The following is a 13,528-nucleotide window of genomic DNA, read 5'->3' as shown; positions in this document are numbered from 1 at the left end:
TATAGTATGTATTTTGCTAAGAAGTGAGTATATTTGGGAGCGCGTTATGTGCTCCCTAATCTATATAAATATATTATGAATAAAAAAATATTGGCATTGTGTATGAGTGGTTTGTTGTTGGGTGCTTGCACTTCAAAGCAACAGAAGAGTGTAGTTACAGTAGATGAAGATAGTGATAAGATGTTCTTGTTTGTAGGCAGTTATGCTACACCGGAGGAAGAAGGCATCAAAGTTTATCAGTTTAGTGAAGATACCGGGAAGGCAACTTATATCAGTGGCTTGGAAGGAATTTCGAATCCTTCTTATCTCACCCCGTCCGCGGATGGTGAAAGACTGTATGCCGTAGGCGAGGATAATGGAAAGAGTTCTACAGCAAATGCCATCATGTTCAATAAGGAGGATGGTAAACTGACATTGCTTAATTCTCAGCCCACCAATGGCGGAGCACCTTGTTATATTACGCTGAGCCCTTCCGGAAACTTTGTGCTGACGGCTAATTACATGGGAGGAAGTATCACTGTTTTTCCATTAAATAAGGAAGGCAGGTTGGAACCGGACAGTCGTCTGATTTCTTTTGTCGGTGATGGCCCAGATAAAGAAAGACAGTCTCAGCCTCATTTGCACTGTGTGGAATTTACTCCCGATCACAAATATCTGTTGGCGGATGATTTGGGTACAGATCAAATTCATGTGTTCCCGGTGAGTGAATCTGTTTCCGATGGTGTTTCTCATTCTTTGTTGAATGAAGGGGAGTCAACCCAGGTAAAGGTGGAACCTGGTTCAGGTCCCCGCCACATTTGTTTCCATCCCAATCAAAAATTTGCTTATCTTATTAATGAGATATCAGGTAAAGTAACGGCCTTCTCTTATCATAAGGGCAAATTGGATGCTATTCAGTACATAGCAGCCGATACGGTTGGAGCAAAAGGTAGCGGTGATATTCATATCACTCCCGATGGTAAGTTTCTGTATGCTTCCAACCGCTTGAAAGCAGATGGCATTGCTATTTTTTCTGTGGACGGTGATAAAGGAACATTGACAAAAATTGGTTATGAATTGACTGGTATTCATCCGCGTAACTTTATCATTACGCCTAATGGCCGTTATTTATTGGTAGCTTGCAGGGATAGTAACCTGATTCAGATATTTGAGATTGATAAGGAAACAGGCTTGTTGACCGATACCGGAGAAAAGATAGAAACTTCCAGACCGGTGTGTCTGAAGTTCTCTTATTGAACTGTTATCTGAGAAGACTTATTTCTAATGATGCCGGCTTATGATTAACACAGATTTATTTAAGGAAGTGTCTCCGCTTTCGTCCAAAGATTGTTTTATATTGATAGAAAGGCAGAAATCGAATTTTAATTTTCCTGTCCATGTTCATCCCGAATACGAGCTTAATTATATTGAGAATGCAAAGGGGGCGCAACGTATTGTAGGCGATTCTATTGAAGATATTGAAGAAGAGGAGTTGGTGCTTATTGCCAATCCTCGGTTGGAGCATGCCTGGATGGATCACCATAATCGGTCACAACATATACATGAAATAACAATTCAGTTTCACCCGGATTTGTTGGAAGAGAGTTTTCTGAACAAGAATCAGATGGTCAGTGTGAGGCAATTGTTTCGGCGTGCCGAGAAAGGCGTTGCCTTTAGTCGTGAGGCCGTAATAAAGGTACGCCCTATGCTGAAACTACTGACCTGCGAAAATGACAGTTTTTATTCACTTATCAAGTTGTTGATAATCTTTCATGAGCTTTCTTTAGATAGGGGGATGCGTGAACTTGCCAGTCGCTTGTTTATGACAGATATCCGGCAGGAAGGAGACAATAACCATAAACTGAATAAGATAATAGATTATATAAACAGGCATTATGCCGAGACTATTCGTTTGCCGGATGTGGCAGAGATGGTTAATATGAGTGAAGCGTCTTTTTGTCGTTTTATTAAGCAACATACTTCTCGAAGTTTTATTGATTTCCTTACTGATATACGATTGGGGGCCGCCTCGCGAGCATTGGTCGACTCAGCGGATTCCATAGCCGAGATTGGTTATAAGTGTGGTTTCAATAACCTTTCTAATTTTAATCGTATCTTTAAAAAGAAGAAGGGTACTACGCCCAGCGAATTTCGAAGCAATTACCGTAAGAGTAAAACCATTGTTTAGTTTTTCCTTGGGATAGCTATGGACTGTTCTTCTGCTTTCTGTCTTTGTCACCGGATTGATAAGATTTCATCATTTAATGCTTGGATTCTATTAGGTTTGTACTTTATTAATTGAGAAATTTGCAGCGGCACTAAATAAGTGCATAGAATAATTATTAATACATGATAAATATAGGTATATGAATGCAGATTTTGAACAGAAAATAGCTTTGTTACAGCAACAGCATGAAGTATTGTTGCAGCGGTTGAACCTTCCGGTGGAAGAAACGAATGGCATTGTCCGTCGTTATACATATCCGATAGTTACGCGGGAACATATACCGTTGGAGTGGCGCTATGATTTTAATCCTGATACCAATCCATATTGTATGGAGCGTATCAGTTTTAACGCAACCATGAATAGTGGGGCCATTAAATGGAATGGTAAATATGTGTTGGTTGTCCGTGTGGAAGGTGCAGACCGGAAATCTTTTTTTGCTGTAGCAGAGAGTCCGAATGGCATTGATAATTTTCGCTTCTGGAAGCGTCCTATCACATTGCCTGATATTAATCCTGCAGAAACAAACGTATATGATATGCGTCTTACTGCCCACGAAGACGGTTGGATATATGGAATATTTTGCAGTGAACGCCATGATGACAGTGCGCCGGCCGGTGATCTCTCGTCGGCGGTAGCAAAAGCGGGTATTGTCCGTACCAGGAATTTGGTGGACTGGGAACGTCTGCCGGATTTGAAGTCTGGCAGTCAGCAACGGAACGTAGTGCTTCATCCTGAGTTTGTTAATGGGAAATATGCACTCTACACTCGTCCGCAAGACGATTTTATTAATGCGGGCAACGGAGGAGGCATCGGCTGGGCACTTATAGATGATATGACTCAGGCGGAGGTGAAAGAAGAAATCATTATAAATCATCGTCATTATCATACAATAAAAGAGGTGAAGAATGGTGAGGGACCACATCCTGTCAAAACACCTGCCGGATGGTTGCATTTGGCACATGGGGTGCGTGCCTGTGCTGCCGGATTACGCTATGTGCTTTACCTTTATATGACGGCATTGGACGAACCTTGGAAGTTAATAGCAGAACCGGCAGGCTATTTCTTGGCTCCATTGGGCAGCGAAAGAGTGGGAGATGTATCCAATGTGTTATTCTCTAATGGTTGGATTGCGGATGAGGATGGTACCGTATATATCTATTATGCATCCAGTGATACTCGTATGCATGTGGCTACTTCTACTATCGATAAACTGGTAGATTACTGTATGCACACACCGGCAGACGGATTGCGTTCGGCAACATCCGTAGCTGCGATTAATGATTTGATTGATAAAAACGAAACATATTTGAATAAATGAAAAAGCTTTTAGGATTAATACTCTTGATGCTGCTTCCTTGCTCTGCTCTTTCTATGTGGGGACAGACCGGACAACAAATGAAACTAATTTCTTATAATATTTGGAATGGTTTTGAAGGAGACTCGTTGAGGCGTGCACGTTTTATCGAATGGACTCAAAAACAGGCTGCTGACATATTTGTGTTGACAGAACTGGTTGGGTTTAAGGAAAAGGATTTGAAAACATTGGGGCAGGTATGCGGGTATCCGTATGCTGCCATGGTGAAAGAAGAGGGATATCCTGTCGGAGTACTTTCCAAGCAACCGATAGAAGTGATTAAGAAACAAGTAGAAGGCTTTTGGCATGGGATGATGCATGTTAAAACTGCCGGTGTTGATGTCATCGCTACTCATCTCAGTCCTTTTGAGTGGAAATACCGCTTGAATGAGGCGCAACAAATCGTGGATTATATCCATAGAAATCATTTGAAGGATTATTATGTAGCGGGTGATTTGAATGCTCATTCTCCGTTGGATGCCGATGAGATAGCCGGCCATGATACATTGCTGGTAAATATGCAACGCTGGGATATGTCACAAAAGAAATATCGTAATTTGAGGGAAGGGCGATATGACTTCTCTGTCATTTCGACTTTCCTTGCAGCGGGCATGGAAGATGCGATAGGACGGATGGTGCATCCGGCAAGTGCACGTATGAGTTTTCCGGCTGCTTTTCTTTATGATTGGCAGTGGGACGACAAGCGTTTGCCGCAACGCCGTGAACGGTTGGATTATATATTACTTTCTCCCTCATTGATGGAGAAATGTAAAAGTGCTGCCGTGCATAATGGAATAGAGAATGAGGGGATTTCAGATCATTATCCGGTCAGTGTGATTCTAGAGAAATGAAAAAAACGGCGGAAAGGAGAATGAAGATATGAATATGAGATATCTAAGATATTGTTTATTGTTTGTGTTTGGTTTGGCAAGTGTATGCAGTTGTACTGATAGTGAGAAAGTAGTTTATTATCGGGGCATTGCCGTGGATGATGCGGATGGCAGCGAGGGACTGTATAATCCCGAACGCGGGTTTCGCTTGGAAACAGCTGTCGATCTTGCTACTCAAAAAGAGAGCCCTACCTTGCAACTGGATACTTTGTCGTTGAAGTATGCTTCAGATAGTGTATCACTTTCGCAAAGTTATTTTTATTTGACCTATCTGACCGATAAAAAGCTATCGGATACAGAGTTTCAAACGATGCAGGCATATTTTGATAGGTTGCAACAATTGGGGAAGAAAGCTGTCTTGCGTTTTGCTTATGAAAAAGATTTTGTGCGTCAGGAACCGGTGGGGCCTACATTGGAAGAAGCATTGGCGCATCTTGAACAGTTGAAACCATTTCTGCATAAGAATAAAGATTTGATTCTGGTCGTTCAGGCGGGTGTTATCGGTGCATGGGGAGAATGGCACAGTTCTATTCATGGTCTGGAGCATTCCGATACGGCAAAGGTTGCCATATTGGAAAAGTTGTTGGAAGTGGTACCTGCAGAGAAGAACATACAGGTGAGACTTCCCGAATTTAAGAATCTTCTGAAGGGTAAACCGGAATTGTATAAACGTATTTCTTTTCATGATGACTTTATCGTTATCAAGCCTGATCGTTGGGATGGAGATATGCATGAAGGCACGTCCAATTTTGAACAGATTGTAAGAGAATCGCCTTATTTGGTTGTAGACGGTGAATTGCCATGGGGCTTTTGGAGTGCCGGATGTGACCCTGACAGCCCATCTGCCGGATGGATTATTGATGGTATGGGAGCTGCGCGCCGATTCTTCCTTCAGCATTATACTTCTTTGAGTGTTATCCATAATTATAAGGAACAGCATTCCAACCGGATGTTTGATGAGGCAAATGCTCCTGAATATTCGATGGTTGTGTGGAAGAAAAGTATGATAAATGCGGACTCTTTGAGAAAATATCACATGCCGGTATCAGACCATTATTTTCAAAAAAAGGATGGAACATTGGTTTTACGTAGTATTTTTGACTATATTCGTGACCACTTGGGATATCGTATCGAATTGCAGAAACTGGAAATGCCGCAAACCATAAGGAATGGAGAAGCATTGACTTTAAATTTGGAATTTATTAATCGTGGATTTGCCGGTTTCAGCAGTGAACGTCCTGCTTGTTTTGTATTGATTGACGAAAAGGAAGAGATAACGGAATTGCCGGCATCATTCAGCTCTTCCGACTGCCAGCCATATCAGCCTGGAGATACAGCTTATACTCCTTTGGCTCACTCAATCTTATTTGCAGGAAAGGTATCTGTTTCTCCAGGAATTTATCGCTTGGGGTTATGGTTACCTGATGTGTCGGAGCGATTGAAGTATAATCCTCGTTATGCTATTCGATGTGCCAATGGTGATGTAGACTGGTGGATTTCAAAGGATGGGAGATATGGGGTGAATGTATTGGCAACGATACAGATAAAGCCGTAAATATACTATTATGAAGCATTTTTATAAGTTATTATTCTTATTCGTTTTTTTCTTTTCCGGCCGGACGCTTTGGGCTAATCCGGTTATTATCGGCAATAGCCGTTTTACATTCATTACCGACCAATTGGTGCGTATGGAATATGCGCAGAATGGCCATTTCTTAGATGATCCCACTTTGTTTGCCATTGACCGTTCGACGGAGTGTAAAGACGTGAAAGTAGAGGAGAAATCAAAAGGCCATTATGTATTGTCTACTCCGGTGATGCGGATTGAATACTATGCAGACGGATTTCCGTTTGGACAAACCAATTTGCATGTTTATTTTAAGAATGGTGAAGAAGCTAAAGAGAAACATTGGTATATAGCCAGCAGACAAAGTGGAAATCTGCTGGGAGCCCTTACGACCTTGGATGAAGTGGATGGTCCGGTAGATCGTCAGGAAGGTTTGTTAAGTCGTGACGGTTGGTATCTGATAAATGATACAGGCAAAGAGGTGTTGCGTGACGGTTGGGTGAGTGCACGCGATGAAGAACATGTACAGGATTTATATTTGTTCGTTTATGGAAACGATTATAAATCGGCTTTACGTTCTCTTCGTGCTGTCAGCGGGCCGGCACCTATGCCGCGTAAATATGTGCACGGTTCGTGGTATTGCCGTTGGTGGAATTATACGGATGACGATTATCGTCAGTTGGTGCGTGAATATAAAGAACATGATTTCCCATTGGATATAATGGTTTTTGATATGGGATGGCATACTCAGAATGCTACCATCGGCACAGGGCATGCAGGAACCAGAGGATGGACAGGGTATAGTTGGAATCGGGAACTGATAAAAGATCCTGCCAAACTGATACAGGATTTGAAAGACGACCATGTATATGTGGTGCTGAACGAGCATCCGCACGATGGATTACGTCCGCACGATGATGCCTATCCTATGTTTATCCGTGATTTGGGAACTGATACTCTGACAAACGGAGTTCCTCTGTTTGATGCCGGGAATCCGGAATATATGAAAGCATTTATGAAGCATGCTCACCAAGAGAGCGATACAATGGGTGTTGCTTTTTGGTGGTTGGACTGGCAGCAGGATTATCTTTATCCATACGTCAGAGGTACATCGATGAGACATTTGCCATGGTTGAATAAAATCTATTATGATTATTCTGCCCGTAATAATCTTCGTGGCGCCGGTTTTAGCCGTTGGGCAGGTTGGGGAGACCATCGGCATCCTATCCAATTCTCAGGTGATGCTGTGGCCAATTGGGATTTGCTTCGTTTTGAAATTGATTTGACTACAACAAGCGGCAATGCCGGTTGCTTTTTCTGGGCTCATGACCTGGGCGGATTTTATGGAGGAGACAATGCGGAGCTTTATACCCGTTGGACACAATTCGGTTTATTGAATTCATCTCTCCGTATCCATTCGGTATATGATGAGAAGCTTGATCGTCGCCCTTGGTTGTGGGGGGCTAAGGAAGAGGAAGCCATGAAACGCATCTATCATCTTCGTTCGCAGTTGATGCCGTATATTTATTCTTCTGTCCATCAGTGTTATGAAGATATGATTCCACTCAATAGAGGATTATATCTGGAATACCCGTCGGATGAGAAAGCATATCAATGTCCGGGTGAATTCCTATTCGGCGATTTATTGCTGGGAGCACCGGTAACAATGCCGGGAGAAGGAGAACAGAAGCTGGTCTCGCAAGAGGTGTGGCTGCCGGGGGAGGAAAACTGGTATCATTTCTTCACGGGAAAAGCATATCAAGGGGGCCGAACGGTGACGGTAGAAAGTCCGTTGGACGAATTCCCTTTATTTGTGAAGGGGGGCTACCCATTGCCTATGCAGCCTTATACAGAACGTATGTGTTCGACTCCTCTTACCGAGTTGATTGTCCGTTGTTATCCGGGCAACGACGGCTGTAATCACTCTTATACCTTGTATGAAGATGATGGAATTACGACAGCCTATCAGCAAGGGGAATCAGCCTCTACATTAATGAACTATCGTAAAGAAGGAGAACAGACTTTTGTTACTATTCATCCGGCAAAGGGCTCATACGAAGGTCAGCCTCAAAAAAGAGCTTATCGTATTGAATTGCCGGGAATTCCAGCAGGAACAAAAGTAAAAGTGAACGGCAAATCGGTAAAGGCCACTTTTGATAAAACGATAGGTGGTATAGTGGTTTCTGTCAAGCCGGGTGACATACGGAAGAAGGTGGAAGTGCAGATTGGCTGACCATTGAATTGCTTAAACAAGAAAAATCTTAAAGTAAATAATATATGAAATTACATGTTGTTGACATCCTGATTATTTGCGCTTATCTGATTATCATAGTCCTTATCGGGCTATTCCTGAAGAAGAAAGCGGCAAAGAATATGGATTCGTATTTCTTGGGAGGCAAGTCCCTTCCGTTTTATATGCTCGGACTTTCCAATGCTTCGGGTATGTTTGATATTACCGGAACCATGCTGATGGTCTATTGGGCCTTTGCTTATGGCTTCAAGAGTTTATGGATTCCTTGGTTATGGCCGGTGTTCAACCAGATATTCCTGATGGTGTATCTTTCTGTATGGTTGCGCCGAAGTAATGTGCTGACAGGTGCCGAATGGATTAAAACCCGTTTCGGACATGGAAAAGGAGCTACTTTGTCGCATACCATTGTGATTGTTTTCGCTTTGCTGAGCGTGTTGGGTTTCCTGAGTTACGGTTTTATCGGTATCGGTAAGTTTATGGAGATATTCTTCCCATGGGAGGTGGTCTCACAATATGTACCTTTTGATATTCCGTTGCAGTATGTTCCTCATTTCTATGGTATTTTCTTTACGGCAATTGCTACTTTTTATGTGATGTTGGGTGGCATGCTCAGTATTGTTTGGACAGATGTTGTTCAGTTTATGATTATGACAGTGGCAGGTGTCATCATTGCTATTATCGGCATGAATATGGTGGCTCCCGAAATGATTCAAGAATTTGTTCCCAGAGGATGGGATTCACCGTTTTTCGGTTGGGCGCTTGATATTGACTGGAGCGAACGGATGAATTTGCTGACAGAACGAATGGCTAATGAACCTTATAGCCTGATGGGTATCTTTGTGATGATGGCATTGCTGAAAGGAATCTTTATGAGTATGGCAGGCCCTGCACCTAACTATGATATGCAGAAGATACTTTCATGTAAGTCACCGAAAGAGGCAGCTATGATGAGTGGTTCCGTACCGGTTATTTTGCTGATACCACGTTATTTGATGATTATGGGATTTGCTTTGTTGGCAATTTATTTCTTTAAAGTAGACGGTGGCTTGGCGCAGATGACAGCGACGAATACGGATTTTGAAACCATTTTGCCTCATTTGATAACGAAGTATGTACCGGTAGGGCTGGCCGGATTGTTATTGGCGGGTCTGCTGTCAGCGTTCATGTCTACTTTCGCATCTACAGTCAATGCGGCTCCGGCTTATGTGGTGAATGATATTTATCTGAAGTATATCAATCCCAAAGCTCCTGTCAAGACACAGATTCGTGCCAGTTACTTAATCTCTGTTCTGGTTGTTATTATCAGTACGGTTATGGGTTTCTTCCTGAAAGATATTAATGAGATATTCCAGTGGATTGTAGGAGCTCTGTTTGGCGGTTATATTGCTGCCAATGTATTGAAATGGCATTGGTGGCGTTTTAATGGGGAAGGTTATTTCTGGGGCATGACGGCAGGTGTGGTTGCCGCTATTATCATGAAATTCACTGTTCCTGACGGATTGGTTCTATATTTCTTCCCTGTCTTGTTCGGCATTTCGCTGATAGGATGTATTGCCGGTACTTATTCCGCTCCTCCGACAGATGAGGATACATTGATTAATTTCTATATTCGTGTACGCCCGTGGGGATGGTGGAAACCGGTTAGCGATAAGGCGATAGCACGTTATCCGCAAGTGACGCGTAATAAGAACTTTAAGCGTGACGCATTTAATGTGACTGTTGGTATTGTGTGGCAATGCTGTCTGACTATTGTTCCGATGTATCTGGTGGTGCGCGGAAATCTGGGCTTTATCGTATCCGTCCTGATATTAATTGCGACAACCGTTATACTGAAATATACGTGGTATAAGCCGTTGTGTCGTGAGGAAGAAGAATATAATAGGTTGATGAAAGAGATAGGATTCGACAAAGAAGGTAATTGATATCATTTATATAGAAATGGGGTTGTGTCAAAATGTGGATAATACTGTCGTTTTGTTCGTAGGGGCGAGGTTCGCTCGCCCGAAAACAGTTTACTTTGTGTCTTCGGGCAGGCAAACCCTGCCCCTACAGCTGACGATTGGATAGGCATTTTAGTTTTGACACACCTCCATTTTTTTAATATTCTATCTTGTCTGTTTTAGAACTCCATGCTTCGAATGCTTTAATAGCTTCTTCGCGTAACATCACTTCAGAGGGAAGCTTTCTGTCTTCCGGTTTCAGTTCCAGTTCATCATAGATAAATGAATCATCGAAACCTATATTCTTTGCATCCGTCTTATTATTAGCGTAATACATCTTATCCAATCGTGCCCAATAGATAGCACCCAAACACATGGGACAGGGTTCGCAGGAAGTATAGATTTCATATCCGCTTAAGTCGAACGTTCTCAATTTAGCAGTGGCGGCGCGTATGGCACTTACTTCAGCATGGGCGGTGGGGTCACACGAAGCGGTTACCCGGTTGACCCCCGTCGCTATTATTTCTCCGCCTTTAGCGATAACGGCTCCGAAAGGTCCTCCTCCGTTTGCTACATTCTCAATGGAAAGCTCGATGGCTTTCCGCATAAGTTCTTTTTTAGTCATAGTTGCTTATATCAGCAAGATTGGATTATACATAAGTCTCCAGGAACTTCACATGACCGTTTACCGCTACATTTACTTCTTTGGTGGTAGCCGGGAACAGTATGGACTCTCCTGCTTGAACTTCCAATGAATTACCCTCATTGTCGGTTACCGTGCATGAGCCTTCCATGCAGATATAGATTACAAAAGAATCCAGTTCACTGTAATCCATAGTCATGTTTTCTGTCAAATCGTATACAGAAGTGGTAAAGTAGGGGCAGGTTACCAGTTCCACCGGTTTGTTTTGTTCCGGTGTATAGTCGGTGCGGTAGTCTTCTTCCACAGTGTAATCGATGGCGTCCTTCGACAGCTCGGTATGCAATTCACGTGTATTGCCGTTCTTGTCCTTGCGGTTAAAGTCATAGATACGATAGGTTACATTGGATGTCTGCTGGATTTCTGCAATAAAGCATCCGGCACCAATGCTATGGATTCGTCCGGCAGGCAGGAAGAATACATCTCCCGGCTGAACAGCATAGTCTGCCAAGGCATCGCAGATTGTATTGTCTGCAATCATTGCCGCGTATTCGTCAGGAGTGATTTTCTTTTTCAATCCGGAACGAAGATGAGCTTTGCCGCCTGCATTGTCGATAACATACCACATTTCTGTCTTTCCCATTGAGTTGTGGCGTTTCTTGGCAAGTTCGTCATCGGGGTGAACCTGTATGGAAAGATCATCGCAAGCATCGATGAATTTAATTAGCAAAGGGAAGTTATCTCCGAAACGTTGATAGTTGCTTTCACCTACTAGCGCTCCTTTGTATTCTTTTACCATGTCACTCAGGTTTTTACCTGCGTCTGTACCATTGGCAACAACTGACTCGTCGCCCGGAACATTCGAGATTTCCCAGCTTTCACCTACTTGTGCCTGTTCGGTTGCAAGATGTTTGAACGGGATAATCTTTTCGCCACCCCAGATGGTGGATTTCAGAATGGGGTTAAATTTTAATGGATACATAGGTATATATATTAAATGTTTTTAGGTTCGGATACAAAAATACGGAGATTCTACGACTTTACCCATAGAATCTCCGTAAAAATCACTCGCTATTTGTGTGTATTCAGAAAAGAGTATTAGTAGTCTGTATTGTTAGGGTCAAAATTTGTCCAACCGTCCAGCCAATTGTCATCCGCTCCGAATGCTCCGATATAGTCTACTTTATCAAAGCCATTGCCTAATAAGGCATTGTCAAATGAAGCGGCAGTCAATACGGGACTGCCTGCATTTGGCATATAATTCACACCGATGCCGCGCCTGTCTTTAAAGTTCAGTTCGTTCATGTCGGCAAGTACCTTATTCCCTTTTTGTGCTTTGAAAAAACTGGAAGAGTAAGATTCCTGATTGGCATCGATCACGGTTTTATTTGCTGCATCATATAATACGTCATCATACACTTTGTTGGCATCCGAACCGGTGACTGTCATACCGGCAAACCAAATATTCTGCAAATTGATAATGCCCTCTTGCGCTTGTTTCACAGTATTTCCTTTCTCGCCGTCGATAATCAAACCGACAGGATATCCCACTGCTACAGAGTTGAAGCAATTCAAACGGCTGGAACGGCGGATTTGCATCGCTGATTGGAATTTTCCGAGCGCCGAACCATTATTAGGATTGAAGTTGCCGGCATTGATGTAGCTTTCATCATTGACAAAGTTGGCATCTCGTCCCAGCGGGCCAATGAAAGTGACGTTACTGAATACAGCCGTTGTATAGGGAGAAACCAAAGAACCATCGGCACAGTTGTCCGATTCAAACCCATTCGACTGTGAGGTGTCGGCAATTCTCGGATCGCGGATAGACAAGCAGTATTGTACTTTGCCGGAGAATCCGTTGTCGGTGTCAAACTCGTCATCCCAACCATTGTAGGCAACTAAATACTTACAGTTTACAGAACCGCCGAACCATTCATAAGAATCGTCGTTGGAATAAGAAACCTGCAAGTGGTCAATGGTAGTACCGCTGCCGACCGAGCCGAACGTAATGCCGTTGATTTCTTTATCTTTCATAAAGGGATAACCGGCAAACTCTACACGGACATAACGAATAATCCCGGAATTGTCAGCATCATCTTCCCCTCCGTGTTTGGTGCGGGGGCCGCCTTCAATCTGCTGATTCAGTACCCCATAATTATTTTTGGCTTTACCACAGATAATCAAACCGCCCCAATCACCGGGTTTGCGTTGTCCTTTCGGCATTTCAGAAGTAAATACGATAGGAGCGTCCTGCTTTCCTTCGGCTATCAGCTTTCCGCCCGGCTCCACAATCAAGGCAGCCTGCGTGTCTTTATCGCCTTTGATAACGGTTCCCGGTTCGATGGTCAATGTAGAACCTGCGCCTACATACACCCATCCTTTCAGCAGGTATGTACCTTTGGCAAGGGTCTGGGTCCCTTTGAACACAAATTCCTGGTCACCATTTCCTATCACTGTACCTTTTTCGTTTTCAGACTTATCATCATTGAACAACAAATGGTCACACGTCTTGATAGAGCCTTCAGTTCCCCATACGTAAGGCGTGTCCGTTGCCCCACCTTCGCCTCCGCCTTTGTCGGGTTCAGGATCATCACTGCTGCAAGCAGCCAGGCTTCCCAGCATCATGGCCGAGAAAGCATAAGTCATAAACTTGTTCGTCTTCATTTTCATTTATTGATTA

The 13,528-nt window shown here is 43.2% G+C and carries 10 protein-coding genes; 7 read left to right on the top strand and 3 right to left on the bottom strand.

All coding sequences use genetic code 11. The features are described 5' to 3' along the window. Positions 1–75: 75 nt before the first annotated feature. The 7 genes from IR173_RS12130 (at position 76) to IR173_RS12100 (ending at position 10,190) form a co-directional block, all read left to right on the top strand. Positions 76–1,236: a lactonase family protein gene (locus tag IR173_RS12130; protein WP_237039860.1), complete on the top strand. Its 1,161-nt coding sequence runs from the start codon at positions 76–78 to the stop codon at positions 1,234–1,236. 40 nt (positions 1,237–1,276) lie between these two features. Continuing rightward, on the top strand, positions 1,277–2,167 hold the full coding sequence (locus IR173_RS12125) for a helix-turn-helix domain-containing protein (protein ID WP_237039859.1): 891 nt from the start codon (positions 1,277–1,279) through the stop codon (positions 2,165–2,167). A gap of 178 nt (positions 2,168–2,345) precedes the next feature. Beyond that, complete coding sequence (locus tag IR173_RS12120; protein WP_237039858.1) at positions 2,346–3,524, top strand: glycoside hydrolase family 130 protein; 1,179 nt, start codon at positions 2,346–2,348, stop codon at positions 3,522–3,524. Further along, positions 3,521–4,411: an endonuclease/exonuclease/phosphatase family protein gene (locus tag IR173_RS12115; RefSeq protein ID WP_237039857.1), complete on the top strand. Its 891-nt coding sequence runs from the start codon at positions 3,521–3,523 to the stop codon at positions 4,409–4,411. The genes IR173_RS12120 and IR173_RS12115 overlap by 4 nt, the downstream gene beginning before the upstream one ends. Positions 4,412–4,445: 34 nt before the next feature. Further along, positions 4,446–6,005, top strand: a complete 1,560-nt coding sequence (locus tag IR173_RS12110; RefSeq protein ID WP_237039856.1) for a DUF4874 domain-containing protein — start codon at positions 4,446–4,448, stop codon at positions 6,003–6,005. A 133-nt stretch (positions 6,006–6,138) separates the two neighbouring features. Continuing rightward, on the top strand, positions 6,139–8,250 hold the full coding sequence (locus IR173_RS12105) for a glycoside hydrolase family 31 protein (RefSeq protein WP_394800671.1): 2,112 nt from the start codon (positions 6,139–6,141) through the stop codon (positions 8,248–8,250). A gap of 44 nt (positions 8,251–8,294) precedes the next feature. Continuing rightward, the gene (locus tag IR173_RS12100) at positions 8,295–10,190 is read left to right on the top strand and encodes a sodium:solute symporter family protein (protein WP_237039854.1); all 1,896 of its coding nucleotides are present in this window, start codon (positions 8,295–8,297) and stop codon (positions 10,188–10,190) included. A gap of 175 nt (positions 10,191–10,365) precedes the next feature. Here IR173_RS12100 and IR173_RS12095 read toward each other — a convergent pair whose 3' ends face one another. The 3 genes from IR173_RS12095 to IR173_RS12085 all read right to left on the bottom strand — a co-directional run bounded on the left by IR173_RS12095 (position 10,366) and on the right by IR173_RS12085 (position 13,518). Beyond that, positions 10,366–10,833 (bottom strand): nucleoside deaminase, encoded by a 468-nt coding sequence (locus tag IR173_RS12095; protein ID WP_237039853.1) that lies wholly within the window; start codon positions 10,831–10,833, stop codon positions 10,366–10,368. A gap of 25 nt (positions 10,834–10,858) precedes the next feature. Further along, a complete protein-coding gene (locus IR173_RS12090; RefSeq protein WP_237039852.1) occupies positions 10,859–11,830 on the bottom strand; it encodes a type I phosphomannose isomerase catalytic subunit in 972 nt (323 codons plus the stop codon). A 116-nt stretch (positions 11,831–11,946) separates the two neighbouring features. Next, entirely contained in the window at positions 11,947–13,518 is a 1,572-nt protein-coding gene (locus IR173_RS12085; protein WP_237039851.1) for a hypothetical protein, read from the bottom strand. Positions 13,519–13,528 lie beyond the last annotated feature (10 nt).

Origin of the sequence: Phocaeicola faecalis (assembly GCF_021730445.1) — a bacterium.
GTDB lineage: Bacteria > Bacteroidota > Bacteroidia > Bacteroidales > Bacteroidaceae > Phocaeicola > Phocaeicola faecalis.
Note: the sequence above shows the minus strand (reverse complement) of the source record. Positions and strands in the feature narration are given on the sequence as shown.

Excerpts from the sequence above, each read along its gene's own strand:
- IR173_RS12130 (WP_237039860.1), top strand. The coding sequence starts at position 76 with ATGAATAAAAAAATATTGGCATTGTGTATGAGTGGTTTGTTGTTGGGT.
- IR173_RS12125 (WP_237039859.1), top strand. The coding sequence starts at position 1,277 with ATGATTAACACAGATTTATTTAAGGAAGTGTCTCCGCTTTCGTCCAAA.
- IR173_RS12120 (WP_237039858.1), top strand. The coding sequence starts at position 2,346 with ATGAATGCAGATTTTGAACAGAAAATAGCTTTGTTACAGCAACAGCAT.
- IR173_RS12115 (WP_237039857.1), top strand. The coding sequence starts at position 3,521 with ATGAAAAAGCTTTTAGGATTAATACTCTTGATGCTGCTTCCTTGCTCT.
- IR173_RS12110 (WP_237039856.1), top strand. The coding sequence starts at position 4,446 with ATGAGATATCTAAGATATTGTTTATTGTTTGTGTTTGGTTTGGCAAGT.
- IR173_RS12105 (WP_394800671.1), top strand. The coding sequence starts at position 6,139 with ATGGAATATGCGCAGAATGGCCATTTCTTAGATGATCCCACTTTGTTT.
- IR173_RS12100 (WP_237039854.1), top strand. The coding sequence starts at position 8,295 with ATGAAATTACATGTTGTTGACATCCTGATTATTTGCGCTTATCTGATT.
- IR173_RS12095 (WP_237039853.1), bottom strand. The coding sequence starts at position 10,833 with ATGACTAAAAAAGAACTTATGCGGAAAGCCATCGAGCTTTCCATTGAG.
- IR173_RS12090 (WP_237039852.1), bottom strand. The coding sequence starts at position 11,830 with ATGTATCCATTAAAATTTAACCCCATTCTGAAATCCACCATCTGGGGT.
- IR173_RS12085 (WP_237039851.1), bottom strand. The coding sequence starts at position 13,518 with ATGAAAATGAAGACGAACAAGTTTATGACTTATGCTTTCTCGGCCATG.